The organism is Sphingomonas adhaesiva (assembly GCF_002374855.1).
GTDB lineage: Bacteria > Pseudomonadota > Alphaproteobacteria > Sphingomonadales > Sphingomonadaceae > Sphingomonas > Sphingomonas adhaesiva.
In genome coordinates this window covers 318366-333299 of record NZ_NWVC01000003.1, presented here as the reverse complement: position 1 = coordinate 333299, position 14934 = coordinate 318366, and the positions used below count along the sequence as shown (strand labels likewise).

At 67.4% G+C, this 14934-nt stretch carries 10 protein-coding genes and 1 riboswitch; of the genes, 3 read left to right on the top strand and 7 right to left on the bottom strand.

Annotation, left to right across the window (positions count from 1 at the left end; genetic code table 11):
* Positions 1 to 13: 13 nt before the first annotated feature.
* Complete coding sequence (locus tag COA07_RS08935; protein ID WP_096640823.1) at positions 14 to 2791, top strand: TonB-dependent receptor plug domain-containing protein; 2778 nt, start codon at positions 14 to 16, stop codon at positions 2789 to 2791.
* A 3-nt stretch (positions 2792 to 2794) separates the two neighbouring features.
* On the opposite strand, the gene COA07_RS08930 is transcribed toward COA07_RS08935, so the two are convergent.
* The 4 genes from COA07_RS08930 to COA07_RS08915 all read right to left on the bottom strand — a co-directional run bounded on the left by COA07_RS08930 (position 2795) and on the right by COA07_RS08915 (position 7450).
* Positions 2795 to 3709 (bottom strand): LysR substrate-binding domain-containing protein, encoded by a 915-nt coding sequence (locus COA07_RS08930; RefSeq protein ID WP_066706885.1) that lies wholly within the window; start codon positions 3707 to 3709, stop codon positions 2795 to 2797.
* A gap of 109 nt (positions 3710 to 3818) precedes the next feature.
* A complete protein-coding gene (locus COA07_RS08925) occupies positions 3819 to 4847 on the bottom strand; it encodes a methionine synthase (protein WP_066706882.1) in 1029 nt (342 codons plus the stop codon).
* A gap of 29 nt (positions 4848 to 4876) precedes the next feature.
* On the bottom strand, positions 4877 to 5854 hold the full coding sequence (locus tag COA07_RS08920; protein ID WP_066706875.1) for a putative oxygenase MesX: 978 nt from the start codon (positions 5852 to 5854) through the stop codon (positions 4877 to 4879).
* 122 nt (positions 5855 to 5976) lie between these two features.
* A riboswitch (cobalamin riboswitch) is annotated at positions 5977 to 6199 on the bottom strand.
* 90 nt (positions 6200 to 6289) lie between these two features.
* Complete coding sequence (locus COA07_RS08915; protein WP_066706872.1) at positions 6290 to 7450, bottom strand: acetyltransferase domain-containing protein; 1161 nt, start codon at positions 7448 to 7450, stop codon at positions 6290 to 6292.
* 94 nt (positions 7451 to 7544) lie between these two features.
* On the opposite strand from COA07_RS08915, the gene COA07_RS08910 reads away from it, so the two are divergent.
* Positions 7545 to 9635 (top strand): TonB-dependent receptor, encoded by a 2091-nt coding sequence (locus COA07_RS08910; protein ID WP_245842080.1) that lies wholly within the window; start codon positions 7545 to 7547, stop codon positions 9633 to 9635.
* A gap of 174 nt (positions 9636 to 9809) precedes the next feature.
* Positions 9810 to 10919, top strand: a complete 1110-nt coding sequence (locus COA07_RS08905; RefSeq protein WP_245842079.1) for a sensor histidine kinase — start codon at positions 9810 to 9812, stop codon at positions 10917 to 10919.
* A 15-nt stretch (positions 10920 to 10934) separates the two neighbouring features.
* Here COA07_RS08905 and COA07_RS08900 read toward each other — a convergent pair whose 3' ends face one another.
* From COA07_RS08900 to COA07_RS08890, 3 genes are read right to left on the bottom strand one after another with little or no spacing between them, the layout of a single operon-like run.
* A complete protein-coding gene (locus tag COA07_RS08900; protein ID WP_066706867.1) occupies positions 10935 to 12224 on the bottom strand; it encodes an APC family permease in 1290 nt (429 codons plus the stop codon).
* Positions 12221 to 13651 carry a S10 family serine carboxypeptidase-like protein gene (locus COA07_RS08895; RefSeq protein WP_066706865.1) on the bottom strand — a complete coding sequence of 477 codons (1431 nt, stop codon included), beginning with the start codon at positions 13649 to 13651 and terminating at the stop codon, positions 12221 to 12223. Before COA07_RS08895 ends, COA07_RS08900 begins: the two co-directional genes overlap by 4 nt.
* 31 nt (positions 13652 to 13682) lie before the next feature.
* Entirely contained in the window at positions 13683 to 14876 is a 1194-nt protein-coding gene (locus tag COA07_RS08890; RefSeq protein ID WP_066706863.1) for a pyridoxal phosphate-dependent aminotransferase, read from the bottom strand.
* Positions 14877 to 14934: the final 58 nt, after the last annotated feature.

The following is a 14934-nucleotide window of genomic DNA, read 5'->3' as shown; positions in this document are numbered from 1 at the left end:
GGGGAGCATTATAATGCGGGGCTATGGGGTCGCACGCTCGCTAGCGGGCGCTGGGATGATGGCGATGGCGGGCAGCGCGATGGCGCAGGAACTGCCCGGCAGCGCCCCGGCGGAAGGCGCATCGGAGGAAATCGTGGTCCTCGGCTCGCGCATCCCGCGCGTGCAGAAGGAAGGGCCGGCGCCGGTCACCGTCATCACCGCCGACGACATCCTGCGCGGCGGCTTCCAGAGCGTGCCCGACGTGTTGCGCGGCGTGACGCAGAACGGCGGCGAGACGCAGGGCCAGCAGAGCGCGTCCGGCGCCAGCTTCAGCCCCGGGGCGCAGCAGGTCGACCTGCGCGGGCTTGGCCCCAACCACACGCTGGTGCTGGTCAACGGGCGGCGCATCGCCGATTTCCCGCTGCCGTTCCAGGGCAACAGCAACTTCACCGACGTCTCGAACATCCCGGTCGGCCTGATCGAACGGGTCGAGGTGCTGAGCGGCAGCGCCTCGGCGATCTACGGGTCCGACGCGATCGCCGGCGTGGTCAATTTCCAGCTGAAGACCAAGGCGGACGGCACGCGCATCGACCTGCGCTACAACGACACCCAGCACGGCGGGGGCGAGGCGTATCGCCTGATGGCGACGACCGGCTGGGAAACCGGCCGGTTCCACGGCGTCGCCGGCATCGAACTGCTCAACCAGCGCCCGCTGTGGCAGTATCAGCGCAAGCGGCAGGATTCGACCGCCGACAACCCCACCACCGCCACCCCGCTGGCGCAGCGCACGTTCCTGCGGGCGGATGAGGACCTGAACTATATCGATCCGGGTCAGGCGACGTGCAGCGCGCTGTCCTCGCTCAACCAGGGCACGATCTATTACGCCAATCGCCGCCGCTACGGGCAGTTCTGCGGCAGCAATGAATCGGTCGCCTACGGCACGATGATCTCGGACCGCAAATCGGTCACCGCCTACAGCTCGATGGGCTACGACCTGGGCGGCGGCACCGAATTGTTCGCCGACGTCCAGTTCAGCTATTCCAAGCTGAAGCTGTTTCGCCGGATGAAGAGCTGGTATTACGTGTCGCCCGACGGGAATGAGGAAGGCACCTTCTTCAATCCCAATCTGGCGCCCGACGCCACCGACAGCGGGTTGCAGCTCGACAATTGGACGCGCCAGTTCACGCCGGAGGAGATCGGCGGGTTCGACAACGGCATGACCCGCAACCGGTCGGTCACCTTCAACATCACGCCCGGCATCCGCGGCCAGTTCGGCAACGACGGGCGCTGGAAGTACGAAGTGTCGTTCAACCACGCACAATATGATTCGCGCGTCACCTTCCCCGAAATCGTCATCTCGAAATCGAACGCGCTGTTCCTGGGGCAGCAGCAGGGCGTCGACCCGGTCACCGGCTATGCGATCTTCAACGCCGACGTCCGCCGCCTGTACAAGCCGCTGACGCCGGAGGAATATCGCTCGATCTCGGTCGACTCGCTCTATCGCCCGCGGTCGTGGACCGACACGCTGGCCGGATCGCTCAACACGACCAACCTGTTCCAGCTACCCGCCGGCCCGGTCGGCGCCGCCTTCATCGCGGAGGTCGGCAAGCAGGGCTACGACCTGCGGCCCGATCCGCTGACGCTGACCAATTACTACGTCGGGCTGGTCGATTCGGACGGCAGCGGATCGCGCAGCCGCTGGGGCCTGGGCTACGAATTCCGCGTACCGCTGCTGTCGTTCCTGCAGCTTAGCACCGCCGGCCGCTACGATTCCTTCCACATCGCGGACAACACCTTCGGGCGGTTCACCTACAACTTCGGCGGCGAATTGCGTCCGACCAAGCGGCTGCTGCTGCGCGCCGCTTATGGCACCGGCTTCCGCGCGCCGGACCTCAACTACGTCTTCCGCGGCCCGGGCAACACCCACCCGTCGGCCACCGATTACTACCTGTGCCGCGTGGAGGAGCCGGACGAGACGATCGGCGATTGCAGCTATTCCGACCAGACGATCATCGCGCGCAAGACCGGCAACCGCCAACTCAAGCCGGAGACCTCGACCTCGCTCAACGCCGGTTTCGTGTGGCAGCCGTCGAACCGGCTCGACCTGTCGGTCGACTATTTCCGCGTGAAGATGAAGGATCAGGTCCGCGACATCAGCATCGACGCGCTGCTGCGCGCGGAATCGACCTGTCGCGCCGGCGGCGGGGCCGATCCGTCGTCGCCAACCTGCCAGGATGCCATCGCCCGCGTCCAGCGCTATACGACCGGCGCGCTGGCCGGGCAGTTGCAGGCGGTGCGGGTCAACCCGATCAACGTCGCGGAGGAAACCACCGACGGCATCGACGTGGCCGCCAATTTCCGCCTGCCGACCGCCGCCATCGGCGAATTCACGTTGTCGGGCGGCTACACCTACGTCTTCAATCACACGGTGCGTCAGTATCCGGGCGATCCGGTCATCAACCAGTTCGCGGTCGACAGCAATTACGACATCCCGCGCGAGAAGGGCACCGCCAGCCTGACGTGGAGCCTGGGCGATTTTTCGACGACGCTGACCGGCCAGCGGCTGGGCAAGCTGCCCAATTACGACCAGGACGCCTACATCAAGGCCAGCTACCTGTTCAATCTGTCGGCGCGCTACGACCTGAACGAGCGGCTGCGCGTGACCGGGACCGTCACCAACCTGTTCGACCAGGCGCCGGTGTTCGACCCGACCTATGCCTCCTATCCCTATTACGACATTTCGTGGTTCGACGGCGTCGGCCGGGCGTTCGCGCTGCAACTGACGTGGAAGACCGGCGGCAGGCCGCTGTAACCCTCACGCTTCCGCCGCGGCTTCGTCCAGCAGCCAGCGGCGGAAGCGGTCGAACAGCGGGCCGCCGCCGTGATCGCGCGGCCAGACGAGGTAATAGGCTTCCGGCCCGCGCATGGTGACGTCCATCGGCATCACCAGCGCGCCGGACTCCAGTTCCGGCCGGATCAGGAACGTCGGGATCAACGCCATGCCCATCCCCGCCGCCGCCGCATGGGCGAGCATCAGGAAATGTTCGTAGACCGGCCCCTGGCCGATCGCCGCGTCGGCCAGTCCGGCGGCGGCGAACCAGTCGCCCCACGCCGACGGCCGCGACTGTAGCGACAGACGCGTATGCGCCAGAAGGTCGTCCGGCTGCGCCACCGGATGGCGCGCCAGCCAGTCGGGCGAACAGACCGGCGCGACATCCTCATGGAACAGCAGCGCATGTTCGGCCCCCGGCCAGTCGGGCAGGCCGAAATGGATCGCGGCGTCAAACCGCTCCTCCGCGAAATCGAACGGATGCGATCGCGCCGCGATGTTCACCAGCAGGTCCGGGTGCCGCGCGCTCAGGCCGGGCAGGCGCGGCGCGAGCCAGCGCATCCCGAAACTGGGCAAGGTCGCGATCGTCAGCGCCCGGTCCGCCACCGGGGTCAGCAGCCGCCGGGTCGCGCTGCGCAACTGCTCGACCGCGGGCGCCACCGCTTCGGCATAGGCGATCGCCGCCGGCGTCGGCGCGACCCGCCGTCCGCGCCGTTCGAACAGCGCGACGCCCAGCCATCCCTCCAGCAAGGCGATCTGCCGGCTGATCGCGCTCTGGGTCAACGACATGCGCTGCGCCGCGCGTGAAAAGCTGCTCGTCTCGACCGCCGCGAGAAAGCTGACCAGCGCCGTCAGTGGCGGCAGTTCGCGGCGGTGGACGTCGTTGGGATCGGCTTGCATGACCTGGACGAATGACGAGGGAGGGACGCCTGACGCCTTCCCTCATAGGCCGTTCGGCGCGGCTCCACAAAGGCCGGGTCGATCGCGTGCGTTGCGACGATCGCCACGGTCAACTGCCCAGTTCCTTGCGGACGATTGCGGCACCGGCACCCAGCGCGTTCAGCTTGCCCCGTGCGACCGCGCGCGACAGCGGCGCCATGCCGCAATTGGTGGCCGGGTAGAGCTTGTCGGCATCGACGAAGCGCAGCGCCCGGCGCAGCGTATCGGCGACCTCTTCCGGCGTCTCGATGGTGTCGGTCGCGACGTCGATCGCGCCGACCATCACCTTCTTGCCCCGGATCAGTTCGATCAGGTCCATCGGCACCCGCGAATTCCGGCATTCCAGCGAGATGATATCGATCGTCGACTTTTGAAGATTTGGGAAAGTCTGCTCGTACTGGCGCCATTCGGCGCCAAGCGTCTTCTTCCAGTCGGTGTTGGCCTTGATGCCATAGCCGTAGCAGATGTGGACGGCGGTTTCGGCCTTCAGCCCCTCGGCCGCGCGCTCCAGCGTGGCGATGCCCCAGTCGTTCGCCTCGTCGAAGAAGACGTTGAACGCAGGCTCGTCGAACTGGATGATGTCGACGCCCGCCGCTTCCAGTTCGCGGGCCTCTTCGTTCAGGATGCGCGCGAATTCCCACGCCAGCTTTTCGCGGCTGCGGTAATGCGCGTCGTACAGGGTGTCGATCATCGTCATCGGCCCCGGCAGCGTCCACTTGATCGGCCGGTCGGTCTGCGCGCGCAGGAACCGCGCATCGTCCGCGAAGACCGGCGCCGGCCGCGACACCGCGCCGACGACGGTCGGCACGCTGGCATCGTAGCGGTCGCGGATCCGCACCGTCTCGCGCTTTTCGAAGTCGACGCCGTCGAGATGCTCGATGAACGTCGTGACGAAGTGCTGGCGCGTCTGCTCGCCATCACCCAGGATGTCGATGCCCGCCTGCCGCTGGTCGTCGACCGCCAGGCGCAGCGCATCGCGCTTGCCCGCGACCAGTTCCTCGCCCTCCAGCTTCCACGGCGACCACAAGGTTTCGGGCTGCGCCAGCCAGGAAGGCTTGGGCAGGCTGCCCGCGGTGGTCGTCGGCAACAATGTGGTCATGATGGATACCTGTCACAAAGGGGAATGGATCAACGGCCGCCGGTCGCGGACCAACGCTTCAGCGCCGCGCCGTGCGGCCTGATGATCGTCTCTTCGGCGAACCTGCCCTGTTCGAGGGCAAGCCGGTTGCGCTCTTCGCGATCGTAGACGATGCGGGTCAGCGAATAGTCCTGATACGTCAGGCTGGGCCGGTACAGCGCCGCCGCCGCCGAATTGGCGTTGTAGATTTCGGGACGGTAGATCTTCTGGAACGTCTCCATCGTCGCGATCGTGCTGGCGAGTTCGAGGTTGGTGTAGTCGCTGACCAGATCGCCGATATGATAGAAGGCGAGCGGCGCGACGCCGTGCGGCGGCATAAAGTAGCGGGCCTTCATGCCCATCTTCGCGAAATACCGGTCGGTCGCCGACAGCCGGTCGGTCCGGTATTCGACGCCCAGGACCGGATGCGCGTTGGCGGTGCGGTGGTAGACTTCGCTGCTCGACACGCTCAGGCAGATGACCGGTGCCTTGCGGAAGGTGTCGCGATAGGCGCTGGACGCCAGGAAGCGTTGGAACAGCCTGCCGTGCAGGTCGCCGAAATCGTCCGGCGCACCGCCCCCTGCGGTCTTCAGGTGATCGAGCAGGACGACGCTGAAGTCGTAATCGCGCAGATAGGACGAGAAATTGTTGCCGACCATGCCGTCGATGCGCTCGCCGCTGGTCCGGTCGGTGACGATCGCGTGCAGGATCTCGATCAGCGGAAGACTCTGGTCGCCGGCCCCGGTGGCGAGCGCGACCGAGACGATCTTCAACTCCACCGCATATCGATCACCCGCGGGGTTGTCCCACTGCATCAGCGCGTTGAAGCGGCGGTCGATCATCACCAGCGTGTTGCGCAGATTCTCTCGGCGGCGCTCGCCCCGCGCGAGATTGGCGAAGTTGGTGGTGATGCGCGTGTCGTCGGCCGGACGATAATCCTCGTCGAAGGGAAGGCTGCTGATCGTGAACGTGAACCCGCTGTTCGTCATGACTCACCTGGCGTTGCGGGCGAAGGTCAGGCGAAAGCGCGCAAGGCACGGACGGGCTCGGATGGCGGACGCCACGAGACCACGCATCAAGCGCGATCCACCGGAGGAACCCCCGTCCGAGGAACGTTATGGCGTCGAAGGCAGGTTTCCTGGCTTGCGGGTCAACGCGGTGGCTCCGGCCTTCCCAGGCTCCTTGCGGGAACCCAGTGACACGAAATGGAGCCGCCACTCGCCGCTTACAGTTGCGGGGGCAGCGCCGGATTCTGCCCCGAAGGAGCACCACCGGCTTCCCGTCTTAGCCCCATCGCCACGCCTGGGATGGGGAACCTCGACACGCGGGGTTCAACACCATCACGCAATCCGCGTCAAGTTCTATATAAAGATATCTTTATATGTTGATATGCCTCACCGCCTATCCGTCACGCGGCGTCGACGTCACAGATAGCGCAGCCACGTCAGGTCGCGCCGCCGCGCCTTGAAGCGCGAGAACCAGACGGTCGGCAGGTAGAGCGGAACGATCAGCGCCGCATACCAGACCAGAACCCAGCCATAGCTGTTGACGGCAAAGACCGACCCATGCGTCGGCCCCCATAGCCCCAGTGCGGTATGGTAGAGGATCCGGAGCATCGTGAGGTGGAACAGGTAGAAGAACATCGGCGCGGCGCCGAACACCGCCAGTGCCGCGACGATCCCCCTGCCCGCCGCCCTGTCGAACGCCACCAGCATCAGCGCCCCGATGCCCAGCGTCAGCAACAGGAACAGCAGCGACGGCGGATATTTGGTCAGCGCCAGGAAGCTCATGACGGTCCGCATCGGATCGCCCGGCACCGTGAACCACGGGGCATCGCCATAGCCGTTGGCCAGCCGGATCAGCACGAACGACGCGAGCATCGCGATCCCCGACCCGATAAGGCGACGGTTGCGGACCGCCGCGGACGTGCCGGGCAGGAACCACGGACCGATCGAAAAGCCGAGCACGATCACCCCGATCCAGGGCAGCACCGGATAGGTCGTCTTCGCCAGCAAGCCGAACGGCAGGGATATCACGTCGCGCTGGTGCAGCATCGCCCACAGCGGAAACAGCGGCTGGTCGGGAGTGAGGTGGATGAAATCGAGCAGGTTGTGCCCGCACAGGATCACGATCCCGGCGACCAGCAGGACGCGGTGCGGCAGCCCGATCAGTCCGGCCAGCACGACCATGCAGACCCCGATGCACCAGATCACCTGCAGCCACAGCGTCGGCACCGCCGCGACGCCCCAATAGAGTTCGGACAGGAACAACACCTCCAGCGCCATCAGCACCAGTCCGCGCTTGACCAGATACATTCTGGTTTCCGCCAGCGTATGCCCGCTGCCGTGCAGGAATGCCGCCACGCCGGTCAGCGCGACGAACACCGGCGCGCACAGGCTGGCAACCAGGCGGGCGACGAACAACGCGGGCAAGGCGGTACGCGCATCCATCGGATCGGGGACCGCGACGTGCAGGAACCACGTCTCGCGCAGATGGTCGAGCAGCATCAGCACCATCACCAGGCCGCGCAGGGCGTCGATGCTCTGCAACCGGCGTCGCGCCGTCGTCGTGTCGGCAACCCTCACGCTGTCGTCGCGATCTGATGGTCGCGGTTGACGGGTCAGGGCTGAGGCGGCATGGAAATGATACATCATTACATACTAGTCAGAAGGAAGCCGCGTGTCCAATCCCGCGATCCGCCGGCCGCGCAAGTGCGCGGCGCCGGCCATACGCAAGCTGTTCGTCCTGCCGGCGTTGCTGAGCGCACCGGTCGCCGCGGAGGAAACGACCACGGACGATCGCGAGGAGATCGTGGTGCTGGGAACGCGCGCCGCGCGCGACGCGACGATATCCGCCGATCGCGCGACCGAGCGTATGTCGCAGTCGAGCCGGTCGCTCGAACAGGATCTGCTGCAGGCGGCCGGCACCTACCGCCTGGGCGATGCGCTGGAACTGGTCAGCGGCAGCAGCCAGCAGAACAACCGCGGCGGCTTTGCGGACAATTTCGCCATCCGCGGCTTCCTGAGCACCGCCGACGGCGGCGGCGAATATTATGTCGACGGCTTCGTCGCCAACCGTGGCAGCGCACCGGCGCGGGATCCCGCGACGATCGAGCGGATCGAGATCCTCAAGGGGCCGGCGGGCGCGATCTTCGGCGACATCGATCCGGCCGGCCGCGTCAACATGGTCACGAAGACGCCGCGCTTCGCACCGGCGGCGTCGGCGCGGCTGACCTATGGGTCGTTCGACACGCGACGGATCGAACTCGATGCCACCGGCCCGCTCACCGGAAACCTCGCCGGGCGGATCGTCGTCGCGGCGGAGGACAGTGACGGATTTCGGGATTTCGTGGGATTGCGGCGGCGGACGGTGGCACCATCGCTGACCTTCCGCCCCTCCGCCGCGCTGCAGCTGACCTATGTCGGGCAGATCATCCGCTACGCCTCCCCGTTCGATCGCGGCGTCGTCGCGCTGGGGGGCGATCCGCTGGCGTTGCCGGCCTCGCGCTTCCTGGGCGAACCGTCGAACGGCGACACGCACGCGCGCGACACGCGTCACCAATTGACCGGCGAGTGGCAGGTCGCCGGCCCCTGGTCGCTCGTCGGCGGGATCGCCTATCGAACCGGATCGCTGCGCGGCATCTCGGCCGATCAGTCGCGGCTGGTGGGCGGGCGGACGCTCTGGCGCCAGCGACGCGAGCGTGGCTACGAGGTCGAGGACCTTTCCGCGCGGCTGGAATTGCGCGGCGAGCTGGAGGCGCTGGGTCACCACCGCCCCGCCCTGGGCGTGAAGGCGTACCGGCTCGACTATCTGGAACTGCTGCGCCGGCGCAATCCGTCGGCGGCGGCCCCTTATGCGATCGACGTCTTCGACCCCGTCTATGGCATAGCGCAGGCGCTGCCCCTGCTGCCCAGCATCGACCAGCGCGAGAAGCGCGATGTACTGGCGATCTATGCCCAGGACCTGTGGGATGTGACGGGTCGCCTGTCGGTGGTGGGCGGCATACGGTTCGATACCTATCGTCAGGAATTGCGCCGGAACCTGACGGGTGCCGTGTCGCGCGCGGCGGGTTCCCCCGTGACGTTCCGCATGGGCGCGCGCTACGCGATCACCGATGCGGTGTCGGTCCATGGCAATTGGGGCGAATCCAACCTGCTCAATTCGGGCAGCGGCCGGGATGGCGCCGCCTTCGCGCCCGAACGCGGCCATGGCTATGAAGCGGGGGTGAGCGGTCGGTGGACCGGTATCGACGCAGGGATCACGTGGTTCGATATCGCCAAGTCGGGCGTGCTCACCACCGATCCGCTCGACGCCAATTTCCTCGCGCCGGTCGGCTCGCTGCGCAGCCGCGGCATCGACCTGGACGTCGCGCTTCGCCTGGGACGGCGGTGGCAGGCCGTCGTCAATTATGCGTGGACGCGGGCGCGCTACGACGATCGCAACTTCGCCACGCCCCTGGCCCTCAACGTGCCCGACCATTCGGGATCGGTGTTCGTCGTGCATCGATCGGTCGATCACGGCTGGTCGGTCAGCGGCGGGGCGACCTATACCGGTCGGCGCTCCGGCGCCACGGACACCAGCGGCCTGATATTGCCCGCCTATCTGAAGCTGAAGGCCGCCGCCGAAGCTCCACTGGGGCGGTTCGCCACCCTGCGGCTGGAAGCGGACAACCTTCTGGATCGCCGTTATGCGCTCAGTTCCTACAACGGCTTCTGGATTTATCCCGGCGCGCCGCGAACGATCCGCGTCTCGCTCGGCACCCGATGGTAGGGCGCGGCCCCGCGACAGCATGCGGCACGGCCGTTTCCAGATGTCGGACGCGCACGCGCCCCGGGGGCCGGCAAGGCTTGCGACGGTGCTTGTCGGATCGGCCGGCCGACAAGACTGTTGCGCGCTGTTTCAGGAGGGTGACGGACTTCGGAAAAAGCCCTACCACGTTCCCTGATGATCGACCGTACGCCTGTGTCCGTGCAGAAATCCGTGCGATGGATCGAACGACTTCCCGTCGCCCGCGATCGCCCGGTCTTCGGCATGGCCATCATGCTCGCGATCGTCGCTGCCGCATGGCTGCTCCGGGACCTGGCCGATCCGTTTCTGCCGCCGGGCTTTCCCTACGTCACCTTCTTTCCGGCGGTGATCGTCAGTTCGTTCCTCTTCGGCGTGCGCATCGGTGCGGTCTCGGCATTGCTCTGCGGCTTGCTCGCCTGGTATTGCTTCATTCCCCCCACGGGCTTCAAGTTGACGACCGGCGCGGCGTTCGCATTGGCGTTCTACGTATTCGTGGTCGCGACCGATCTGGTGCTCGTCCACTGGATGCAGGTCGCCAATCGCCAGCTCGCCGCCGAACGCGAGGTGAGCCGCTCCCTGGCCGATACGCGCGAGTTGCTGTTCCGCGAACTGCAGCACCGGGTGTCGAACAACCTGCAGGTGGCGGCGGCCCTGCTGACCATGCAGAGGCGGGAACTTGCCGACGCCGGCGAACGATCGGCGCTGGACGAAGCAGCTGCCCGCCTCGCGCTGATCGGCCGCATCAGCCGACAGCTGTACGACGCATCGGGGGTCGCCCAGCCGCTTGTTCCCTTCCTTAGCGAGCTTGGCCTGAGCGTCATCGAAGCAGCCGGGCGGCACGATGTCACCATCACCGCCTCCGGCGACGAACGGTTGCGGCTGGTACCGGACGCCGCCGTTCCCGTCGCCCTCATCGTCGCAGAGGCGGTCGCCAACGCGCTGGAGCACGGCTTTGCCGATGGAACAGGTGGCCGCCTCGCCATCGCGGTGGAGCAGGATCCCGGTCGCGGCCTTTGCATCACGGTCCATGACGACGGACACGGCTTGCCTGCCGACTTCGATCTGGACAGCAGTACCAGCCTGGGCCTGCGGATCGCGACCACCCTCGCGCGCGGACAGGGGGGGCGCTTTCATCTGGAACGATGCCAGGGAACCCGCGCCACGCTCATCCTCCCGCCGGGATTGTCGGCGGATGGCGCGGCGACGGAGCAACGCGGGGGGCCGGGCGATCCACTTGCGGACAGCGGCCCGCATCTTCTGGGCTAGTGCTGCCCCGCGCACTCACCCACGTCTAAAAGCGATGGAATAACACCAGCCGCAGAGCATCCAGACGAGTAGTAGGACGTAGGGTCGCCAATCCGCCTCTAGGCCGACGAAGATCAAAATCGTGGCACAGGCCGAACCGGCATAGCCGAGCCGACGCATCGCACGACGGCCGAACTTGAACGCAGCCGCGTCATATACGTCGGGATGGCGGTCGACGACCCGCGCGGCGACGAGGCAGATGCTGCCGTATTTGATGAGGTTGGGGATGTTCACCGCCAGGAACAGAAAGGTGAGTTCCATCGGCAGGAGCAGGCCGACGCAGCCGAGCAGGAAGACCGCGAACAGCGCGACATGCGGCGTGCGCCAACGCGGATGTACCCGGCCCAGCGCGCGCGGCAGCATGCCGGACACGCCCATCGCATAGAGGCTCCGGCTGAACATCGCGAACAGCGCGTTGAGCGACTTGCCGATCGACAAGACTGCCGCCAGGACGATCAGCGGCGTCGCGGCTGGACCCATGAAACGTTTGGCTGCATCGAGGATCGGCGCGTCGCTGGCGCCCAGCGCGTCGTCGCCAAGTACCCCCAGCGCGACGAAGCCGACGGCGAGGTAGAGGAGCGTCGCCGATCCGATCGACAGCGCGATGCCGAGCGGGATGGTGCGGCGGCCATCGGCGACCTCCGCCCCGGCCTCGGTCGCAGCCTCGATGCCGAAGAACAGCCCCATCAGCAGCGGCGTCGCGGCGATCATGCCGTGCACGCCGTTGGGGAACAGCGGCCGCAGCCGGGCGGGATCTACCGCACTCATGCCGCCCCAGGCGACGAAGACCGCGAACAGCAACAGCATGCCGACGAGCAGCACCTTTTGCACGCGCGTGGCGACATGGACGCCGAACAGGTTGGCGACGAGCGCGAGCAGCATGACGGCGAGCATCGTCGGTTTGGTCGGCAGCGGCACCAGCATCGAGGCGTAGCGGACGAGCACCAGCGCCAGCACGACGATCGCCCCGAGGTTGGCGACGATGCGCGCCCAGCCGATGTAGAAACCCCAGGCGGGATGGAGGAACCGGGTGGGCCAGACGACCGACGCGCCGGAAACGGGGCATGCCGAACCCAAGAAGGCGTAGCTGACCGCGATCAGGTACATCGGCAGCGCAGCGAGCAGCGCCGACAGCAGCATTGCCGGGCCGGCGATGCGGGCGGCGGGCGCGATCGCCGAGAATATCGACACGCCGACGGCGGTGCCGAGCCCCAGCGCGACGACCCCCCACAGGTCGATGCCCTTGGCGAGGCTCGCATCGCTCATCGGGCGGGCTTCTCCGCAAGGAAGGCACGCAGGTCGCGCATCAGCAGGCGCCAGCTGGTATCGTCCGAATAGGCGACATGGCCCGCGGGGTAGCGATGGTTGCGGAACCGGTCGGGCGCAAGGCTGCTTTGCGCGAGGAGATAGTCCGCCGCGCCGACGGTCGTGGTGAGGTCGTAGAGGCCGGTGCCGACGAACAGGCGCATTGCGGGCACCGCCGCCATCGCCCGTTCGAGCCGGGCCATGAACGGCCAGTCGTTGAACGGTGAGTCGCCGGAGCCGTAGCGCCAGTCGTCCTCGCCGCGCACGATCACGCGATAGGCGGTCCCATCGGTGGCGCCGATCCGGGCAAGCTGCTCGACCACCGCCTTGCCGTAGAGGTCTGACACGGGCGAAAAGGCGTCGGGGCCGACGATGTCACCGGCATCCGCCGCTCGCGGCGCCGTATAGCGCGCGTCGTAGCGACCGAGCACCCGCCCTTGCGCGCGTAACAGCTCGACGCGGAAGCGCTCCTTGGAGATGCGCAGGTCATGGGCGAGATAATAGTCGCGCGATATGCCGGTCAGCGCCTCCAGCCGCGCCGCGACGGCGGCGCGATCGGCGGGTTCCAATGCGCGGCCCCGGAACAGCGCGGCGAGATAGGTTTCGGCATAAGCGGCGGCCTCACGCGCGCTGCCCTCGGGCGTGCAGGGGGCGGCACGGACATGATGATAGCAGGCGATCGCGGCGAGCGTCGGCAGCGCCACCGGATAGGTGACGACATTGCCCGGTCGCTGCGAGGTCTCGATCATGTTGAGCGCCTGGCCGAGCAGCAGCACCCCGGCGAGCTTCAGTGTGGCATCCTGCCGACGCAGCGCATCGACCATCGCTGCGGCGCGGATCGTGCCGTAGCTTTCGCCGAGGATATAGAGCGGCGCCCCCGTGCGGCCATGCGCGGACAGCCAGGCGCGGGCGAGCTGCGCGACCGCGTCGGCATCGCCATCGACGGACCGGTAGATTGCGAGGTCGGCGTCCGCCGTCAGCGAGGAAAAGCCTGTACCGGGCGGATCGAGGAAGACGAGATCGGCGACGTCGAGGAGCGTGTCCGGGTTGGGCGCGACGGTGGCGGCAGCGGGCAGCGGCGCAGCCGGGTCCTGCGGCACCTGCGCACGCCATGGCCCCAGCGCCCCCATGTGGAGGTAGGCGGAGGCGGCACCGGGGCCGCCATTGAAGACGAACAGCACCGGCCGCTCGCGCCGCGCGGGCACGCTGTAGGAGATATAGCCCGCGGTCGCATCCTGTCGGCCGGGCCGGCTGGCGACCGGCACCACGCCGACCTCGGCGGTATAGGCGACGCGCCGGCCGGCGATCACCGCGCTCTGGTCGCTACGCGCCCTGATCGTCGGCGTGGGCAGCGGCTGCGCCGAGGCGGCGGCTCCGGCGACCAGCATGGCCCATCCCCATAGCGCGCGCCGTATCATCTTATCCGATCCCCCTGTCATGCCGGTCGCGATAGCGGATCAGCCCGTCGGTCAGCGCCTGCAAGCCGTAATCGACATCCGCCGGTGCCCGTGCGAAGCCGATGCGGATATGCCCCGCCGCGCCAAAATACTCGCCCGGCGCGACGACGACGCCGCAGCGATCCGCCAGCCATTCGGAGAAACGCACGGTATCGTCGATCCCGACCAGCCGCGGAAAGGCGATGCAGCCGAACGGCGGCAGCGCGCCGGTGACCAGGCCCTGTTCGCACCAATGCGCGTGGTAGGATTCCAGGATCGGACGCGCCCGGCGCATCATGCCGGCGCGATAATCCTCGAAGATCTCGGGATGCTCGAGCACCAGCGCGGCGACGGCGTGCGAGAGGTTGGACACGCCGAAGTCGATTTCTTCGGCAAGGGCGCGGATGCGGGCGATCGGCTCCTGCGCACCGACGATCCAGCCGCAGCGCAGCGTGCTGAGACCATGGGACTTGGTGAGGCTGCTGATGCTGATCAGCGCGGGTCCAATCCGCGAGGCGGGCGGCGGGCGCAAGGCGGGATCGACGTAGTCGCCATAGACCTCGTCGACGATCACGTGGATGCCGCGCGCCTCCGCCAGCGCCCCGATCGCCGAGAGCGTGTCGGGGGGCAAGGCCATGCCCGACGGATTGTGGAGGTTGGATAGCACGATCAGCCGCGTCGCCGGCGTGATGGCCGCCTCCAGCCCCGCGACGTCGATCGCGAAATCGTCGCCGTGCCGCGCGAAGCGGTCGACGCCGTAACCATAGGTCTCGGCAATCGTGTGGAACAGGTCGAAGCCCGGGGATTCCACCAGCACCCGCTCGCCCCGCGCCAGCATGGCGCGATAGATCAGCGACAGCGCACCGGTCGCGCCGGTGGTGCAGACGATCCGTTCCGCCGGAACCCCATAGATTCGCGCAAGCTCGGCGACGACATAGGGGTTCCCGTTGGTGAAGGCGCTGGTGTAGCGCGAGGTAATCGTGTCGCCGAAGCCGTCCGCGATGATCCGGCGCAGCTGGTCGACGGGTTCGGGCACCGAACTGTCGAACAGGCCGACGAGCAGATTGCGCTCCGACCGGACGGCGCGGATCACCCGGCGCACCCAATGGGAATAGGATTCGCGTGCCCATGACGCGCTGGTCGCGAAGGCGTGGTCGGGTTCGTCCGGCCGGGTCATCTCGAGGGTCCGCGCGTCAAGAGGCATGGTGGGCGGGGCCGCCCGGCCGCGAACGACC

What these genes read in the sequence shown, in the direction of transcription:
- COA07_RS08935 (WP_096640823.1), top strand. Translation starts at nt 14, where the DNA reads ATGCGGGGCTATGGGGTCGCACGCTCGCTAGCGGGCGCTGGGATGATG.
- COA07_RS08930 (WP_066706885.1), bottom strand. Translation starts at nt 3,709, where the DNA reads ATGCAAGCCGATCCCAACGACGTCCACCGCCGCGAACTGCCGCCACTG.
- COA07_RS08925 (WP_066706882.1), bottom strand. Translation starts at nt 4,847, where the DNA reads ATGACCACATTGTTGCCGACGACCACCGCGGGCAGCCTGCCCAAGCCT.
- COA07_RS08920 (WP_066706875.1), bottom strand. Translation starts at nt 5,854, where the DNA reads ATGACGAACAGCGGGTTCACGTTCACGATCAGCAGCCTTCCCTTCGAC.
- COA07_RS08905 (WP_245842079.1), top strand. Translation starts at nt 9,810, where the DNA reads ATGATCGACCGTACGCCTGTGTCCGTGCAGAAATCCGTGCGATGGATC.
- COA07_RS08900 (WP_066706867.1), bottom strand. Translation starts at nt 12,224, where the DNA reads ATGAGCGATGCGAGCCTCGCCAAGGGCATCGACCTGTGGGGGGTCGTC.
- COA07_RS08895 (WP_066706865.1), bottom strand. Translation starts at nt 13,651, where the DNA reads ATGCTGGTCGCCGGAGCCGCCGCCTCGGCGCAGCCGCTGCCCACGCCG.
- COA07_RS08890 (WP_066706863.1), bottom strand. Translation starts at nt 14,876, where the DNA reads ATGACCCGGCCGGACGAACCCGACCACGCCTTCGCGACCAGCGCGTCA.